Origin of the sequence: Deinococcus yavapaiensis KR-236 (assembly GCF_003217515.1) — a bacterium.
Taxonomy (GTDB): domain Bacteria; phylum Deinococcota; class Deinococci; order Deinococcales; family Deinococcaceae; genus Deinococcus_A; species Deinococcus_A yavapaiensis.
In genome coordinates this window covers 13,845-30,456 of sequence record NZ_QJSX01000014.1, presented here as the reverse complement: position 1 = coordinate 30,456, position 16,612 = coordinate 13,845, and the positions used below count along the sequence as shown (strand labels likewise).

The 16,612-nt window shown below is 65.0% G+C and carries 18 protein-coding genes and 1 tRNA gene; 12 read left to right on the top strand and 7 right to left on the bottom strand.

What is annotated here, in order from left to right:
- The first annotated feature begins 82 nt into the window (after window positions 1-82).
- The 5 genes from DES52_RS16165 (at window position 83) to cutA (ending at window position 4,861) form a co-directional block, all read left to right on the top strand.
- Window positions 83-1,054 carry a prohibitin family protein gene (locus DES52_RS16165; RefSeq protein WP_110887864.1) on the top strand — a complete coding sequence of 324 codons (972 nt, stop codon included), beginning with the start codon at window positions 83-85 and terminating at the stop codon, window positions 1,052-1,054.
- Between the two features lie 356 nt (window positions 1,055-1,410).
- Window positions 1,411-2,094 carry an ArsR/SmtB family transcription factor gene (locus tag DES52_RS16160; protein ID WP_110887863.1) on the top strand — a complete coding sequence of 228 codons (684 nt, stop codon included), beginning with the start codon at window positions 1,411-1,413 and terminating at the stop codon, window positions 2,092-2,094.
- 50 nt (window positions 2,095-2,144) lie between these two features.
- Window positions 2,145-2,825: a hypothetical protein gene (locus DES52_RS16155; protein WP_110887862.1), complete on the top strand. Its 681-nt coding sequence runs from the start codon at window positions 2,145-2,147 to the stop codon at window positions 2,823-2,825.
- Between the two features lie 254 nt (window positions 2,826-3,079).
- Window positions 3,080-4,471 carry a dihydrolipoyl dehydrogenase gene (gene lpdA, locus DES52_RS16150; protein WP_110887861.1) on the top strand — a complete coding sequence of 464 codons (1,392 nt, stop codon included), beginning with the start codon at window positions 3,080-3,082 and terminating at the stop codon, window positions 4,469-4,471.
- Window positions 4,472-4,549: 78 nt separating this feature from the next.
- Window positions 4,550-4,861: a divalent-cation tolerance protein CutA gene (gene cutA, locus DES52_RS16145; protein ID WP_110887860.1), complete on the top strand. Its 312-nt coding sequence runs from the start codon at window positions 4,550-4,552 to the stop codon at window positions 4,859-4,861.
- A 10-nt stretch (window positions 4,862-4,871) separates the two neighbouring features.
- Here the strand turns inward: cutA and DES52_RS16140 are convergent, their stop codons facing one another.
- Both DES52_RS16140 and DES52_RS16135 read right to left on the bottom strand, forming a co-directional pair.
- Window positions 4,872-5,984, bottom strand: coding sequence for a PQQ-dependent sugar dehydrogenase (locus tag DES52_RS16140; RefSeq protein ID WP_110887859.1), 1,113 nt, complete (start codon window positions 5,982-5,984; stop codon window positions 4,872-4,874).
- 100 nt (window positions 5,985-6,084) lie between these two features.
- Complete coding sequence (locus DES52_RS16135) at window positions 6,085-7,320, bottom strand: aminopeptidase (protein ID WP_110887858.1); 1,236 nt, start codon at window positions 7,318-7,320, stop codon at window positions 6,085-6,087.
- A 111-nt stretch (window positions 7,321-7,431) separates the two neighbouring features.
- Between DES52_RS16135 and DES52_RS16130 the strand changes: the two genes are divergently transcribed.
- Window positions 7,432-7,508 (top strand) — tRNA-Pro (locus tag DES52_RS16130).
- A 446-nt stretch (window positions 7,509-7,954) separates the two neighbouring features.
- Here the strand turns inward: DES52_RS16130 and DES52_RS16120 are convergent.
- Window positions 7,955-8,674: an MBL fold metallo-hydrolase gene (locus DES52_RS16120; protein WP_110887856.1), complete on the bottom strand. Its 720-nt coding sequence runs from the start codon at window positions 8,672-8,674 to the stop codon at window positions 7,955-7,957.
- Between the two features lie 75 nt (window positions 8,675-8,749).
- A complete protein-coding gene (locus DES52_RS16115; RefSeq protein ID WP_110887977.1) occupies window positions 8,750-9,268 on the bottom strand; it encodes a DinB family protein in 519 nt (172 codons plus the stop codon).
- Window positions 9,269-9,414: 146 nt separating this feature from the next.
- Here DES52_RS16115 and DES52_RS16110 point away from each other — a divergent pair, with 146 nt between their 5' ends.
- On the top strand, window positions 9,415-10,203 hold the full coding sequence (locus DES52_RS16110; RefSeq protein ID WP_110887855.1) for an AAA family ATPase: 789 nt from the start codon (window positions 9,415-9,417) through the stop codon (window positions 10,201-10,203).
- A gap of 306 nt (window positions 10,204-10,509) precedes the next feature.
- Window positions 10,510-11,673, top strand: a complete 1,164-nt coding sequence (cax, locus tag DES52_RS16105; RefSeq protein WP_110887976.1) for a calcium/proton exchanger — start codon at window positions 10,510-10,512, stop codon at window positions 11,671-11,673.
- 130 nt (window positions 11,674-11,803) lie between these two features.
- Here the strand turns inward: cax and DES52_RS16100 are convergent, their stop codons facing one another.
- The 3 genes from DES52_RS16100 to DES52_RS16090 all read right to left on the bottom strand — a co-directional run bounded on the left by DES52_RS16100 (window position 11,804) and on the right by DES52_RS16090 (window position 13,510).
- Window positions 11,804-12,103 carry a hypothetical protein gene (locus DES52_RS16100; RefSeq protein WP_110887854.1) on the bottom strand — a complete coding sequence of 100 codons (300 nt, stop codon included), beginning with the start codon at window positions 12,101-12,103 and terminating at the stop codon, window positions 11,804-11,806.
- Window positions 12,104-12,168: 65 nt separating this feature from the next.
- Complete coding sequence (locus DES52_RS16095) at window positions 12,169-12,447, bottom strand: hypothetical protein (protein ID WP_110887853.1); 279 nt, start codon at window positions 12,445-12,447, stop codon at window positions 12,169-12,171.
- A gap of 16 nt (window positions 12,448-12,463) precedes the next feature.
- Window positions 12,464-13,510 carry an NAD(P)H-dependent flavin oxidoreductase gene (locus DES52_RS16090; protein WP_110887852.1) on the bottom strand — a complete coding sequence of 349 codons (1,047 nt, stop codon included), beginning with the start codon at window positions 13,508-13,510 and terminating at the stop codon, window positions 12,464-12,466.
- A 297-nt stretch (window positions 13,511-13,807) separates the two neighbouring features.
- Between DES52_RS16090 and DES52_RS16085 the strand changes: the two genes are divergently transcribed.
- The 4 genes from DES52_RS16085 to DES52_RS16070 all read left to right on the top strand — a co-directional run bounded on the left by DES52_RS16085 (window position 13,808) and on the right by DES52_RS16070 (window position 16,610).
- Window positions 13,808-14,050 (top strand): hypothetical protein, encoded by a 243-nt coding sequence (locus tag DES52_RS16085; protein ID WP_110887851.1) that lies wholly within the window; start codon window positions 13,808-13,810, stop codon window positions 14,048-14,050.
- Between the two features lie 414 nt (window positions 14,051-14,464).
- Window positions 14,465-15,211 (top strand): TMEM175 family protein, encoded by a 747-nt coding sequence (locus tag DES52_RS16080; RefSeq protein WP_110887850.1) that lies wholly within the window; start codon window positions 14,465-14,467, stop codon window positions 15,209-15,211.
- A gap of 172 nt (window positions 15,212-15,383) precedes the next feature.
- Window positions 15,384-15,581, top strand: coding sequence for a hypothetical protein (locus DES52_RS16075; RefSeq protein WP_110887849.1), 198 nt, complete (start codon window positions 15,384-15,386; stop codon window positions 15,579-15,581).
- 159 nt (window positions 15,582-15,740) lie between these two features.
- Window positions 15,741-16,610 (top strand): S1C family serine protease, encoded by an 870-nt coding sequence (locus DES52_RS16070; RefSeq protein ID WP_245901069.1) that lies wholly within the window; start codon window positions 15,741-15,743, stop codon window positions 16,608-16,610.
- Window positions 16,611-16,612: the final 2 nt, after the last annotated feature.

Below are 16,612 nucleotides of genomic sequence, written 5' to 3'. Positions count from 1 at the left end.
AACGTCTGGTTCCGCCCGCCTTTCACCTGTCCTGCCTGGATGAAGGAAACGAAACCGGACCATGAGTCGTACATGATGGTGTATGTTCGCTGATCTGGGAATCGTGCTGGTCGTGGCAGGAATCGCGTTGGCCATCTTCGCGCGGATACGCAATCTCGCCTTCGGCGCCCTCGGCTGGGGACTCGCGATCGTTGGGGTGATCGTCACGATCGTCGGCGGGTCGCTCACCGTCATTCCCGCCGGTCAAGTCGGCGTCGTGTTCAGCGCGCTCAACGGCGTCAAACAGCGTCCTTTGAGCGAAGGCATTCACTTCGTCACGCCCATCGTGGACAACGTCATTCTGTACGACGCGCGCTTGCAGGAACTCACCTTGTCACGAACCGGAGAGGACGGAACGAACGCCGACGAGAGCATTCAGGCGCGCTCGAAGGAAGGCTTGGGAATCAGCGCGGACGTCACCGTGCAGTTCCGCTTGAAGCGTGACGAAGCCGCGCAGCTGCACAGCCAACTCGGTCCGCGTTACATCATCACCGTGATTCGTCCGCAAGTCCGCTCGAAAGTTCGCGACGCCATCGGGCAGTTCAACGCCGCCGATATCATCTCCACGCAGCGCCAAGCCGTCGAAGCCCGCATCACGGAAGAACTTCGCGAAGTGCTCGAACGCAACCACCTCGAACTCGACTCGGTGCTGCTGCGCGAACTGCGCATTCCCGAATCGGTCGCCAAGGCCATCGAGGAAAAGCAGACGGCCGAACAGCAAGTCGCCGTGGAACGCAACCGACTTCAGCAAGCCAACATCGCCGCGCAACGCAAAGTCGTGGAGGCCGAAGGCGAAGCGAAAGCAAACGTCGCCCGCGCCGAAGGGGAATCGAAGGCGCTCAAGCTTCGAGGTGAGGCCCTCAAGGCCAATCCCGAGATCATTCAGCTGACGGTCGCCGAGAAGCTCTCGCCGGGCGTGCAGACGATCATGCTGCCCAGCAACGGCAACTACCTGCTGGACCTGGGTGCCCTCACGAACCGTTCCGCGGTGCAGAGCAGCACCAACGGCCGTTGAGCGCCGCTCGCAACGGCCCAGTATCCGGGGCGTGCCGCTTGAAGGTGATCAGGCGGCACGCCCGCTTCTTGAACGCCAAGTGGACGTCGGCACGAACCTCGACTGACGAAATCGGCCGAACCACGCCGCCCGCTTCACCGTCCGCCACTGCCGCCCGCCCATTGCAGGAACTCGGCGCGTAGCTCGCATTCACTCAAGGCTCGGCCCCGACCCAACACTTCGAGCCCGGCGGACATGGAGCGCTTCGTCCCACTTCGCACCAATGAAAAGGTTGTCCAAGCTCGGTTCGAGCGGGACGAGCGCGAAGGGAGGTCGCCAAGTCCCTCGATTTCGAGCAGGAGAGCTAGGATGAGAGGATGCCAGACGCGGTGCCCGACCCTTCCACCTGGCGGTGGATTCGTGACCCCGACGCCGCCAAGGCCTTGCTGGACCCGTCGTCGTTCACGCACCTGCATCCGTACCTCGCGCGCGACTGCACTCTCACGGAAGCCGCGCGTGAAACGAACACGTCCCTCAGCCGCGCCTTGTATCACGCGCGGCGCTTCACGCGCCTCGGCTTGCTGCACGTCGCCCGCACGTCACCACGGCGCGGACGCCCCGTGAAGTACTACCGCTCCACCGCCGACCGCTTCTTCGTGCCGTTCGCCACGACAAGTTTCGAGGACCTGGAGGCGGCGTGGGAAATCGTCGAGCGAAACGAGCAACGACGCTTCACCCGGGCGTACGTTCGTGCCTACCTCAACGAACGGCCGGACAGCACCAACGGGGGCGCGCTCGTGCACCGAACCACCGAAGGGCACGTCAGCCTCGACTTCACCTCCACCGCGCCCTCCGTGACCGCGCAGGCGCCCATCGACGAGCTCGGCTTGTGGAGTTCGTGGTCGACCGTTCGCCTGACTCCGTCCGAGGCCGCGGCGCTTCAACGGACGCTGGAGGCGCTGTGGCGCGACGTCTTGACACGATCGGACGCCACGGGCGAAGGTCGGCGAGCGTTCACGCTTCGGCTCGGTCTGACGCCCAGTGACCCGAGCGACGTTTGAACTCAAAAATGACGTGCCCGTTTCAAGTTGCACTTCCGTATAACGAGCGTATGCCCTCGACGCACTTCACTCCTTGGCTTCAACGCCCCGCCTTCCCGCCGTCCGACGATCGCCACTTCACGCGCGTGCTTCACCGCGCCCTGCATCTCGGAGCGTGGCCGACCGATGCCGACGTCACGCCGCTGTGGCCGTTTCTGTGCTGGCTGACGGACACGCGAGGCTTGCTGCTGCACGGCTCGGGAGTGTCGGGGCTGACGGAGTTGAAGCCACGTCGCGCGAGCGACGTCTCGCCGTTCGGCGCCCAGGAGGCCGTGTACGCGGCGAGCGACGGGTTGTGGTCGATGTTCTTCGCGATCTTGGACCGTGAACGCGTCCCGATGACGCTCGCGAACGCCGCCGTGCGCTTCGAGCATCCCCAGGGTGAGTTCGGCGCCACACGGTACTTCTTCTCGATCACGGCGGACGCGCTGAAGGTGTCCCCGTTCAAAGAAGGGTGCGTGTACGTCCTGACGCGTGACGCGTTTCACGCCGAACCTCCCAGGTCCTTGCCGAGCGGGCAGGCGTGGACGCACCAATGGGCCGCCACACGTCCCGTGCGGCCCTTGTTCTCCGTCCCGGTGCGACCCTCGGACTTTCCGTTCCTGCAAGACATCCGCGCGCACGAGGACACCATGTTGGCGGCGCCCCCCGTGGTGAGCTCGCAAGGCATCGCCTGGGTGGAAACGGCATGACGCTCCGCGCGTCTTGCTTGTAACTGGATGGCGTTCGGCACGCGTCGTTGCGGCTTCCGGCCGTTCTGTTCGCGGCGAGCGTGATGAAGTGCTCGGACAGCCTTGACGTCACGTTCCGGCCGAATTCCCGGTTCGCCGGACGTCCTGATTCACCGACGAGGCTGGTCGACTTCACGGGTCGCGCCTTCAGGGTCTTCCAATGGTCGCGTCGGCGAGAATTCCCGCCGATGCTTTCCCGTTACACTGAGCTCCGTATGGATTACGACGTCTTGGTGATCGGCGCGGGCCCGGGCGGGTACCACGCCGCGATTCGCGCGGCGCAACTCGGGCTCAAGGTGGCGTGCGCGGAAATGGGGAATGTCGGCGGAGTGTGCCTCAACATAGGGTGCATTCCCACGAAGGCTTTGCTGCACGCGGGCGAGGAGATCCGCGCCAGCAAGCACGCGGCGGACTTCGGCCTCACGTTCGGCGAGATGAAGCTCGACATCGCGAAGCTCAACGGCTGGAAGGACGGGATCGTCAAACGCCTCACGGGCGGCGTCGGAAGCTTGTTCAAGGCGAACAAGGTCACGCACCTCGTCGGACAAGCGACGTTCCTCGACGCGCACACCGTGCAAGTCGGCGACAAGCGAGTCACCGCCTCGAACATCATCGTCGCCACGGGCAGCGAATCGGCGGCGCTGCCTCCCTTCCCGGTCGATCAGCAGCGAATCGTGGACTCGACGGGCGCGCTCGTCGTGCCCGACCCGGTTCCGGCGCGCATGCTCGCCATCGGCGCGGGCGCCATCGGCCTCGAATTCGCGCAAGTGTACAACAACCTCGGCAGCAAGGTGAAAGTCATCGAGTTCGCGCCACAAGTCGTGCCTGCCGCCGACGCGGACGCCGCGAAGGAACTTGCCAAGGTGTTGCGCAAGCAAGGCATCGTGATCGAGACGGGCACGAAAGCCAATGGCTACACCGAGAAGAACGGCGAACTGCACGTCGAACTCGAAGACGTGAAAACGGGCGAGAAGCGCGTCGAAGTGTTCGACCGTGTCCTCGTCGCCGTCGGACGTCGACCGCGCAGCGGCGGTCTCGGTCTCGACGTGGCGGGCGTGCAAACGACGGATCGCGGCTTCATCACCGTCGACAAGGAGATGCGCACGACCGTGCCGCACATCTTCGCGATCGGGGACGTCGTCGGCAACCCCATGCTGGCGCACAAGGCGATGAAGGAAGGCTTGGTCGCGGCGGAAGTCATCGCGGGCAAGAAGAGCGCGATGGACGTCGTGGCGATTCCCGCCGTCGTGTACACCACGCCCGAACTCGCCTGGGTGGGCCTCACGGAAGCCGAAGCGAAAGCCAAAGGCTACAACGTCAAGACCGGCAACTTCCCGCTGTCCGCGTCGGGCCGCGCCATGACGCTCGGCGACACCGACGGCTTCGTGAAGATGATCGCCGACGCCGACACGGACCTCCTGCTCGGCGCTCACATCGTCGCGCCGCACGCCAGTGACTTTCTCGCCGAAGTGGGCCTCGGGCTCGAGATGGCCGCGACCGTCACGGACATCAGCCTCACCATCCACGCGCACCCCACTCTCTCCGAGAGCATCTTGGAAGCGGCCGAGAACGTCCACAAGCAAGCGATTCACATCATGAACCGGTAATTCGTCTTCTTGCGCGAAGGTGCGCTGCGGCCCCTCTCCCCGCGCGGGGAGAGGGGTGTTTCGCGTTATCTTCTTGTCATGCCCATCGTCGTGCTCGTGACCGTCCCGCCCGATGCCGCCCGCAACCTGGCGCGAACCCTTGTCGAGGAGCGGCTCGCCGCGAGCGTGAACGTCTTGCCGGGCTTGCAGTCCGTGTACCGCTGGGAAGGGGAAGTGGCCGAGGAAAGCGAGACGTTGCTGCTCGTGAAGACGACGCGCGCTCGGTACGACGCTCTGGAGACGCGCTTGCTCGAACTCCACCCGTACGACGTGCCCGAGATCGTCGCGCTTCCCATCGAGAAGGGCCTTCCCGAGTACATGACTTGGCTCACGGACGGCACTCGGTTTTGAAGCGCCGTCCTCAGCGGTTGGCGAAGCGGTACAAGTTGCCCGAGCCGTAATCGGCGACGTACAACTCGCCGTCCTCGTCTTGCCCGAACGCCGAGATGGAGTAATCGGTGTCGAGCAGACGCCGAGACGTCCACTTGCCGTTCTCGCCGCGCGTCGCCGCCCAGATGACGCCCGAACCGAAGTCGCCGTACACGTACCGTCCCGCGAGGCTCGGGACGTTCTTGCCGCGGTACACGTACCCTCCCGTGACCGACACGCCTTGAGCGTGATCGTACTCCAAGATCGGGTCGGTCAGGCTCGCCCGATTGCAGTTCGCGCGCGGCTGAAAGCAGTCCGACGCTTCCTTGAGGCGCCACCCGTAGTTCTCGCCGCCCTTGCTGCTCCTCGGCTGGAAGTTGATTTCCTCCAAACGGTTTTGACCGACGTCCGCGATGAAAAGGTCTCCGGTTTGACGATCGAACGAGAAGCGCCACGGATTGCGCAGCCCGTACGCCCAAATTTCTGGTTTCGCGTTCGCGCGGCTCACGAAGGGGTTGTCCTTCGGAATGGCGACGCGGTCGCCGCTCACGTCGAGGCGCAACAACTTGCCGAGCAGACTGCCGAGATTCTGCCCGTTGTTCTGGGGATCGCCGCCGCTTCCTCCGTCGCCGAGGCCCGCGTACAGCATTCCGTCCGGTCCGAAGGCGAGGCCGCCGCCGTTGTGGTTGGCGTACGGCTGTGCGACGCGCAACAGGACCGTCGCGGAATTCGTGTCGGCACGGTCGCCTCTGGCCGTGTACCGCGCGATGACCGTGTTTCCGTTCACGTCGGTGTAGTTCACGAAGAAGCGGCCGTTCGCCTTGAAGTTCGGATCGAAGGCGAGGCCCAGCAAGCCGCGCTCGCCCCCTGCTCGCGTGAGGTCGCGCACGTCGAGGAACGGCTCTTTCGACACCTGCCCGCCTTGCACCACTCGAACGAGACCGCCTTGCTCCACCACGAACAGGCGCCCCGAACCGTCGCGGGCGTTTTGAACGTCGAGGGGCTGCTGAAGGCCGCCCGCGACGCGGTTGAGCCGAACGTCCTGGGCGACCGCCATGCAACTCGTCAAGACGGCGAACGCCGATACCAACATCATGTGTTTCATGCCTTCAGCGTGACGGGAAGTTTTCTGGAGGTGCTGAGGCCAGATGAAGAAACAGGCAAGGGACGGTCGAACTCGACCCTCCCTTGCCTGTTCGCGCCGTTCAGATCACGAATTCGCCCGCGCGCATGACGGGCTCCCGGCTTCCATCCTCGCGAAGGCCGTCCACGTCCATCTCGGCCGAACCGATCATCCAGTCGACGTGCGTCAGGGAGTCGTTGCCGCCCTTCGCCGCGAACGCTTCGGTCGTCATGTGCTCGCCGCCCTGCACGTTGAAGCGGTACGCGCTTCCGATGGCGATGTGCGACGCGGCGTTCTCGTCGTACAAGGTGTTATAGAAGAACAGCCCCGAGCGCGAGATCGGACTGGAGTGCGGCACGAGCGCCACCTCGCCGAGACGACGCGCGCCCTCGTCGGTCTCCAACAGTTGCTTCAAGACGCTCTCGCCGCTGCTCGCGGTCGCTTCCACGACACGCCCGCCCTCGAAGCGAATGCGAATGCCGTCGATGAGGACGCCGCTGTACGACAGCGGCTTCGTGCTCACCACGACGCCCTCCACTCGGTCTCGGTGCGGCGCCGTCCACACTTCCTCCGTGGGAATGTTCGCCGTGAACTCGATGCCGTCGGGCGTGAGACTGCTGCCGCCACCCCAAACGTGATCCTCGGCGAGTCCCACCGTGAGGTCCGTCTCGCCTCCCTTGAAGTGCAGGGCGCGGTACTGCTTGGAGGTCAAGAGGTCCTTGCGGCGTTTGAGATCCGCGTTGTGCTGTCGCCACAACGCCACGGGGTTCTCCTGGTCCGCGCGCGTCGCCGCGAAGATCGCGTCCCATTGAGCCGCGACCGCCGCCTCGGGCGACACGTCCGGGAACATCCGCTGAGCCCACGCCGCGATCGGAGCGCTCACGAGGTTCCAGTTGAGGCTGTTCGTCATCACGCGCTGCATGTACGGCTTGCGGTAAGCGCCGAGCGCCCGCTGGTGCGCCGCGACCCGCTTCGAGTCCACGTTCGCCAGCAAGTTCGGATTCGTCGCGCGAATACTGATGACCGCGCCACCCGCCTCCGCCGTTTCGAGCTCGGCGTCCACCCGCCACTTGCTGATGGTGTCGAACGACGCCTCGGGCGCCATCGAGAAGCGCGCGAGCACCACGTCGTCGTCGTCCCAGCGCACGTCCGCGAAGCTCGCGCCCGCCGCGTACGCCGCGCGCACGATCGCGCGCGCGAGCGGAGCGCACTCCACGGGAGATTGCACGAGAAGGCGCTGTCCGGTCCGAAGTCCCGCCCCCACGCGCACGGCGAGCTCGGCGTAATTGGCCAACTTCTGCTCAAAGGAAAGACTCATGGCGGACAGGATACTCCAAGGCGAAAGGCGCCGCCGGGGTTGACCCGAGTTGCGAGCTGGGCTATATTCCACTTTGCTGGGAGCGAAGCATTCATTGCTTTCGCGTCGAAGCGAGGCGTAGCGCAGCCTGGTAGCGCACTACCTTGGGGTGGTAGGGGTCGTGAGTTCAAATCTCGCCGCCTCGACCAGCAGCAGGAGGGGAAATTTCCCCTCCTGATTTTTTTGTTTTCTACCCCATCAATACCCCTCCGAATCTCAGATCGCCTGCTTTTCCTCGTCTTTGGAGAGCAACAGCGTCCGCTTCCGGGTCTCGGCTCTCGTGTACGGCGACAACGTGAGCCTCACCAGGTCCGCCGTCGTCTTCGGGTCTGCACCCGCCTCGATCAGTCGGGTCACGAACGTGTGCCGCAGGTCGTGAATTCGGTACGTCGTCTCCACTCCCGCGTGCCAGCACCTTGTGTCACTCCTCGCGCACGTGCCGACGAATGAGCCTGTTGCCGAAGCGCGACGGGAACCCGCCCGCTCGGGTTGGCTGGAAGCTTGCGCGTCTCGAGCCTCGTGCGGTGCGCGCGCGTCGCCCCTTGCAGGGTGGCCGTCATGAACCAACGCACGGACTTTCTCGTGTCTGCCGCCCTCACGCTTCCGGAACGGCTCCCGGAGCTCCCCAGCGCTCCCTGATCACACGCGACGCACCTTCACGAATCGCGTCTCCATGCCCGAACGTCGCCACCTCGAACGCCAACGCGGCGAGCGCACGTTGCGTTCCACGCCCAGCTTCCAGATCCTCGAACAAGATCGGGTCGTGCAAGCCTCGCATGTTTCCCATGGCGTCCGCCGCGAACAGCACGCCGCCATGCTCACTCCACAGCAGCGCGATCTGCCCAGCCGAATGGCCCGGCGCGTGAAGCACCTTCAAGCCGCCCGCGATCGGCAAGACCTCGCCCGGGAGAACTTCCACGTCCACCACCGCCGTTCGCGGAAACGCCTGAGGTGCCATCACCACTTGAGCGAACATCTCCTCGAAGCCCGGGGCGGGCATCACGGCTCGCTCTCGCCACAAGCCTTCACGAACGATGCGGGCGTCGAGGGGATGCATGTACGTCGTCGCGCCCGTGAGCTCCTTCAGGGCGGCGAGACTACCAGCGTGATCCGGATGGAAGTGCGTCACGATGATGTGCCGTACCTGCTGCGGTTGGCGTCCCAACGCGCGAACTCCGTCGAGAATGAGGATTTCGCTTCCCGGCACGCCGGTGTCGATGAGGACGAGTTCGTCCTCGTGCTCGATCAAAAACACGTTGACCATACCGAGGGACAATTGGTGCAGGTTGGGCGCGAGCTGTACGGGCGTGTTCATGCAACCTCCTACTGACGACGGTCGAAGTCGATTCTATCGAGCTTGCTCTTCTCGGCGTTGCCGCGTGGGCTCGGCTCAACGCGCGGTGAGGAACACGAGGTCCAGCGAGGGCGGGGTGTGTCCAAGCAGACGAACCATCTGCACGATCTGGGCGGTATGGCGAACCTCGTGCTGCATGACGTGCCACATCACCTCGTCTGCCGAAACGGTCACATCCTGGTCATCGAACGCCTTGACGCGGCGGCCCGACGCGACGACGGCCATCAGGTCCGGCCAGCGCTTGAGGGTGTCCGCCTCCACCGCTTCCCAGTAGGCGAGCAGCGACTCCAGCGACTCCGTCTCGTGGTGCCAGTACTCGTCAGCCGACCTGGGTTCGGGACCGAAGCTCTCCAGCACGAAGGGCTGGCCGAGCAAGTCGCCTCGAAACCAGCCGTCCTCCACCACCGCGACGTGCTTCACGAGGTCCTTGATGCAGCGCGCGCCATCCGTGGGGATAACGGGTTTCGACAGGTCCTCGTCCGGCAAAGTGCGCAGGGTGGTCCAGAGGCGTCGGCGGGCCTGCGTGAGGTAACGGTAGAACGACTCGACTTCCATGTCGTGACTATAGGGGGATCCGAAGTCTTCTACGAGCACTCTGTTCGTCGCGTGCCGCTCCCTGCTCCTCCGGACGCGGGAGTGCGCCGCTTTGTCGGGTCGAGCCACGCCTGCGCCCCGTTCGCGCTTCACAAGTACAGTGAGACATGCACCTCACCGGATTGCGCTTCAACCCAGATGGCGAGCCGCTTCCGGACGGGTTTCCCTTCTCGCTGTCCTTCGTGCGGGACGCCCTCGACGTTTCCCTGACACGACCCGTCACGCTGCTCGTCGGAGAGAACGGCAGCGGAAAATCTACCTTCCTCGAAGCGCTGGCGCGCGCGACGGAACTGCCCACCGCGGGAGCCCACGAAGCCGGGGATGACCCCACGCTTCACGCCGCCGTGCAACTCGAACCGTACTTGCGGCTCTCCTGGTCGCGTCGCACGAGACGCGGTCTGTTCCTGCGCGCTGAAGATTACTTCGGTTTCGTGCGTCGCGCCGACCGCATGCTGAGCGAAGCCCAGGAGAACGTGCGGCGCATCGAAGCGGCAGAAGGTTCGAAGTCTCGTCGGGCCTTTCCGTATCGTCGAGCCATCGGCGAACTGACCGCCTTATACGGCCCCGGCTTGGACGCTCGGTCGCACGGAGAGAGCTTCCTGGCGTTCTTTCAAGCACGACTGACGCCAGGCGGCCTTCACCTCATCGACGAGCCGGAAGCGGCGATGTCACCCTCGCGGCAGTTGGCGTTCATGTCGCTCGTGAAGGATCTCGTACGGGCGGAAGCGCAGTTCATCATCGCGACGCATTCGCCGATGCTTTTGGCCTTGCCGGCCGCGCAAATCCTGTTGTTCGACGCGTCAGGCGTACGTGAAGCCGTGTACGAAGAGCTGGAGCACGTGCGGCTCATGCGCGAGTTCCTCGCGGACCCGGAAGCGTACCTTCGTTACCTGTGACGGTTCTACGGCGTCAGAAGCCGAAAGCGGTTGGTCCGAGTTGGGGTGGGAGGAATCGGACGTTCGAATTTCGCCGCCTCGACCAGCAGAGGACTTCCTCTCAGAGGGAGTTCTTTTAGGGAATGGCAGCGTTTTCGCGAATCACTAAAACAACCAGAGCGCCAAGAACGGGTCGGCCGAAATCATGAGCGGCCGCCGGAGAGGCGCTGCTCTTCCGACGGTGAAACGGGCACGAGGCGAGGCGGACGTCGAACGTGAACAATGAACGAAGCGCGTGAGTACCGCCTCGCCCGGTACGCTAGGCGCATGCTCATGAATCTACTCTTGGCGTTCGTCCCGGTGTCGCTCGTGCTGGAGTACGTCGTGCGCGCTCCACCCTTGTGGGTATTCGTGACGGCCGTGATCGGCATCGTGCCCCTCGCGGATTGGATGCGCAAGGGCACCGAGGGCATCGCGGGCGTAGCGGGTCCCACCATCGGCGGTCTGCTGAACGTCACGTTCGGCAACATGGCCGAGCTCATCTTGGCGATCTTCGTCCTCATTGCGGGGAATACCGCCGTCGTCAAGGCGCAGATCACGGGCTCCATCATCGGTAACGCCCTGCTCGGACTCGGGCTCGCGGTGCTGGCGGGCAGTGTCGGGCGGCCACGGCAGACGTTCAACCGACAAGGCGCGCAGCAACTCGCCAGCATGCTGGTCCTGCTCGTCCTCGCGCTCGTGCTGCCCGCCATCTACGACTACACCGAGCGCACGGGCGCGTTCGCCGCGCCCAGCACGGGAGCCCTCGCGAACCTCGACGAGTACCTCAGCCTCGGCGTGGCCGTCGTGCTGATTCTCGTGTATCTCTTGAACCTCGTGTACACCTTGGTGACGCACCGCGACGTCTTCAGCTTGGAGGACGACGCGCCCCATCACGGTCCCGTGTGGCCGCTGAGCCGCTCGGTGCTTGTGCTCGTCGTGGCGACGGTCTTCGTGGCAGTCGAGGCGGAGCTGGTGTCCGGCGCGTTGGAAGCGACCTCGGAAGCCCTGGGGCTCACGCCGTTCTTCCTTGGCATCGTCGTGCTGGCCATCGTCGGAAACTTCGCCGAGTACGTGGGCGCCACGTACTTCGCGCGGCAAGGACGCATCGGCCTTGCCATCAGTATCGCTGTGGGCGCCACCATTCAAGTCGCGCTTCTCACGGCGCCCCTGCTGGTCATCGTGTCGTACTTTATCGGGCACCCGATGAACCTCGTGTTCGGCAGCCCCCTGGAACTCTTCGCGATCTTCGCCGTGCCGCTCATCGTCAACAGCATCACCCGCGACGGGGAGACCACGTGGTTCGAGGGCGTCCTGCTCATCACGGTGTACGTCCTGCTGGCGCTCGCGTTCTTCTTTGCCACGCCACGCACCGAGAGCGGGGCCGAGACGCGTCTCGCGCCACCCTCGCCAAGCCTGGAGCGTTCGGTCGCCCGAGGCACGCTCGCCTGAGGTCCGAAGGGCTCGAACGGCGTGTCAATGCCGCGAAAGGCTTGTGGAGTTCGCACTGAGTCGTCGTCATGCCGTCAAGGCTGGCAGGAGGTTTTCCGCGCCGTCGTGCGGTACGCCGAGAGGCGGGCGATCAATTCAGTTCGCGGTTCTCGATTAAATCGAGATTGAATTCGCGGGCGAAGCACGCCTCGAGATGGGCGCGGACGCCGACGACGAGGTGCGCGGCGTGCGCGATGGCTGCCTCCCGAGTGGGATAGCCGTATTCGGTGATGCGAAGCTCCCGGCCCAGAGACGTGATCGCCCACACGTGGTGAGGTTCGTCGAGCGTCGCTTGACGAATGTCGAGCGCGGCGAGGTAGATGGTGAGGATGTCGGTCTCTTCGGGTTCGTACGTATCGAGACGGACGATTCGGCGGGCGGTGGCGGTCACGTCAGCCTCCCTCGAGACCGAACGCTCCAGCGGCTTCGAAGTCGACGAGATCCATACCATGAGTCTTACATAAACGATCTGTGAAGGAAGCGAAAAATATCGCTTCCTTCAAAAGGCGACCCCTCCTGATCGCCGAGGCCGATCATCGACCGCCTCACCTCGAAAACGTGCTCACGCAGCATGAGGCCAACGGCGACATCTCGAAACGACGAGAAATAAAATAGCGAAGCCACAGCCAGGGCCGTGCTCTCGCCTCGTGATTCGCGTGGAACGGGAAAACGCGCCGAAAGACTATCGAATTCGGGCGAGTCGAGGCGCGCTTCGTTTGTCGTCAGGGCAGTCATGAAGCGCTTTGACGAATCAACCTTCGTGCCACGCTTCCAGAAAGTCGCGTATCACCTCCGCTGCCGAAGCGCGCCGCAGACCCTCGGCGTTCTGGCCACACCACAAGGGAGTGAAGTCGTTTCGGCCCAGCGCCTCCGCGGCGGCCCGAAGTGGCCCCAGAGCGGACGTTGCCAGGGGAAACGCCGGCACGACGTCGCTCAAAGGACCGAGCTCACGAATCGCGCGATTGACGATGCCGCGTGCCGGACGCCCGGAGAACACGTTCGTCAGCGCCGTATGCCTCGCCGACGGTGAAAGCAACGCCGCTCGGTACACGGAGTTCGTCGTCGCCTCGTTCGTGCAGAGCAAGGCGGTGCCGATCTGGACCCCCTTGGCCCCGAGGGCCTTCGCCGCCGTCAAGCCTCGCGCGTCGACGATGCCGCCTGCGGCGAGAACGGGAACACCCACCGTCCGAGCGATCTGGGGCAGGAGCGCGAAGGTGCCGACCTGCGTCGTGACGTCACGGTCGAGGAACATGCCGCGGTGTCCACCGGCCTCCAGGCCCTGGGCGATCACCGCATCCACCCCGCGCGCCTCCAGCCACGCCGCCTCGTCGACGGTGGTGGCCGAGGAGAACACCAAGCTGCCCCAACTCTTCACCCGGGCGAGCAATTCGGGAGCAGGCAGACCGAAATGAAAGCTGACCACAGCAGGCCGGAACGCTTCGAGTACGTCCGCCGCCGCCCCATCGAACGGGCGCCGACCGGACCCCGAGGACGGCTCGGCGGTGACCCCGAACTCTTCGTAATACGGTTGCAGCGCGGCTCGCCAGGCAGCCTCGCGCGCGAGGTCAGGCTCGGTCGGTGTGTGGCTGAAGAAATTGACGTTGAGCGGACCGGAACTGAGTTCATGGTACGCGCGGAGTTCCCGCTCCAGACCCTCCGGATCGAGCATGGCCGCGGGAAGCGAGCCGAGCGCGCCCGCGTCGCTGACGGCCGCGGCGAGTCGGTGGTCCTGCACTCCCGCCATGGGCGCCTGAATGACCGGGGCCGTCAAGCCGAGCCGGTAGGGCAGGTCGAGCATGGCTCCATATTAGTCCCGCATGCTCGGCCTTCGAGGGGAGCGCGAGGGCAGGAACGACCGCCGCGCCCTGCCCTCACGCACGAGTCGGTGCGGCGGTGGCCGAGCGCGCTGACCTGCCCTGGAAAACAGGTACACTGAATCATCCACAAGTCGACCATCCCGTCCCGAGTGAAGGACGGTCACCGCCCACGCCACGTCGCGTGGGCTTTGCGTATCCACGAGCGACGACGTTTGTCCTGCGACGCGCGTGTCGGAAAGTTCATAGGGCGAAGTATTCTCGGACGCCTACCGTGAGGCGTGGTCACGCTGATCTTCACGCGGAAGCACACCTCCGAAGAGCTTGGTGCGCTCAACTCCCACGCCGACTTCGTGTCCGAGCTCGACCAAGCCGATTGGACCTTCAACACCACGCGCAACCTTCGAGGTGTCGAAGTCTCGACCATCACCATCACACGCGCGGGTACGGACGGATTCGACAGCACTCGCCTCGCATTGACGCGCCTCGCCGCCACCCTCGGTCTTCACGTCACGCTCGCCTGACTTCGCCACGCCGATTGCACGGGAAGTCCGCGCCTTGCATGAAGCGTTCGAGAAGTCGGCAACGCCGAGTCGGCGTGATCACCTCTAGCTTTGGAGAAGCGGCGTCGGCGGTCAAGGCCCGACAGCAAGGTTCCGGCGAGTGGTCGTCGCGGCTCACCTGAGCTCGGACACGCTTCGAGCCTCAAGCAGCGCTTCACGGTCTCGGCGGCATCGTACGCACCTCCGGACGTGACGCGGTCATGCTGAACTCTGCTCGCATCCCCCACCCCGCTCGTGACGGGCGCTCCTGCGAAGACCCGCGCGGCGAGCGACCCGTCAAGCCCTCGAACGGCACGTCGGCGCGTGAGGGGCGTGTAAGCTGTGACGTATGCCATACGTTTGCGCGCTGCGTTCACGACGCGGAGGCCACGCTTGATGCGCCTCGTTCGCCGCTTCGCCTTCAGCGGACAGGCCGAACCCGAAGACCTGGGCTTGTCCACCGAACGCTTCGGAGCGTTCACCGACGCGGTGTTCTCCATCGCCATGACCCTGCTCGTCCTCGAGGTGCACCTTCCCTCCGGCTTGGCCGTGTCCGACATTCCGGAGCATCTGCAGGAGGTGTTGCCGAGTCTCGTGAGTTACGCGGTGAGCTTCCTCACGCTGGGCGTCTTGTGGACGGGCCACCAGTACTACCACGCGCTTTTGCGGCGCAGCGACCTCGTCTTCACGTCCACGGGATTGCTGTACTTGCTGCTCGTCGCGCTCGTGCCTTTCTCGACGGGGGCGCTCGGCGAGTACCCGAGCGTGCCGCTCGTACACATGGTGTTCGGGCTCAACTTGACGGCCGCGACCTTGGTCGGCCTCGTGAACGTGTTGTACGCGCTCGCGCCGGGCCGTCTCGCGCATCCGGACTTGGATCCCGAGGTAGTGCGGATGGTGACGCGGCGGCAGGGACTGATGGTGCTCGGATACGCGTTGGCGGCCGTGCTGGCGTTCGTGTCGCCGTGGCTGAGCGGCATCTTGTTCTTGGTGACGCCACTGGCGTTCATTCCGTCTCGGCGTATGGAGCACTCTCTGTTCGCGGCCGCCGCGCAAGTGCGGGGCGCGCAAGAGCACGAAGACACGGTGCGCTTGCGGCAGCTGCTCGAGCAGTTGCTGGAGCGTGACCCTCGCCAGGAGTGAGCCTCGACTTCGAGAAGTGCGCGCGTGTTCCTGTCGCTTCCCCGTCGAGCCCGACCCCGGCTGTACACGTGACGTTGCCTTGACGTTCTCCGGAAGCGGGGCGCTCATGTTTCTGCTCTCCCTCGGCGCTTCGCCTCACCTACGTCGCGTCACATCGAGTTAAGCTGGTCTTATGCAAAAGCAGCGCATTCTAACCATCGGCGAAGTTGTGGACGGAACGCCCGAAGGCTGGGAAATGAGCGTGGAGGGTGTGCGCGACCCTGTTCCGAGCATCACCGTGGACCGCGCCCGCAATGAGGTGCTGTACGGCGGATACACGGTCGGCGAACTCATTTCCATCGCTCGGGCCAACAAGCGCCTCGTGAAGTAACTCCAGACCTTCCTTCCCAACAAATGTCGCCCGGAGCAACAGCCATTTCTGCTGTTGCTCCGGGCGTTCGCTTACCGCTTCGAGGCTTCGGATGGCCAAGAGCCGTGGCCCGCCCGAACAGGTGAGGCGCCGCCGCTCCTCGGAGCGCACACTGACTTCATGAACGACTTCGATGTGACGGCGTTTTCGAACGCACTGGCAGACGCGGCCGAAACGGCCTTGAAGAGTGTCGTGACCGTATGGGGAGCGCAAAGCCGACCCATCAGCGGTGTCGTCGTGAGAAGCGGCGAAGTCCTCACGGTGGAGCACGTCCTGATGAGCGACACGGTGACGGTGCAGTGGGAAGGTGAGCGGCTGGAAGGAACCGTGACGGGACGGGACGCGGCAACGGACCTCGCCCTCGTGAAGGTGAGCGGTCTGAACGCCCCGGCGATCGACGTCGGGGAAGCGGCGCGCCTTGGAAGCATCGTCCTCGCGGTCGCCAAGCCCGGGGGATCGCCGATGGTCTCGTCGGGCGTGGTGAGCGGTGAGGCGCACGGAGCGCCGCGCGGGCCGAGGCGCCGTTCGAGCGGTCGTGGCGTGTGGATTCGCACGGACGCCGCGCCTTACCCGGGCTTCTCGGGAAGCGCGCTCGTGAACGCGCGCGGCGCCCTCGTCGGTTTGGTGAACGCGGGCGTGTCGCGCGGCGAAATTCTCGCGGTGCCCGTTGCCCGAGCGATGGAGGTGGCGACGTCCTTGTCGGCGCACGGATCGACGCCGCGCGGCTTCCTCGGCGTGAACATCCAAGAGGTGAAGCTCGAAACGGGCAACGTGGGCTTGCTCGTGCTGGGCGTCGAAAGCGGCAGTCCCGCCGCCGCCGCCCTGCTGCTCGGAGACGTCTTGCTGACGTGGAACGGCGAGGCGCTCGACTCCGGGGGAGCGCTCATGGAGCGCGTGACGAGCGGCGCGAACGAAACGGTCGTGCTCGGCGTGCTGCGCGGCGGCCAACCTCTCGGCGTGCAGGTGACGTTGGGTGCCAGGGAGCGGTGAGG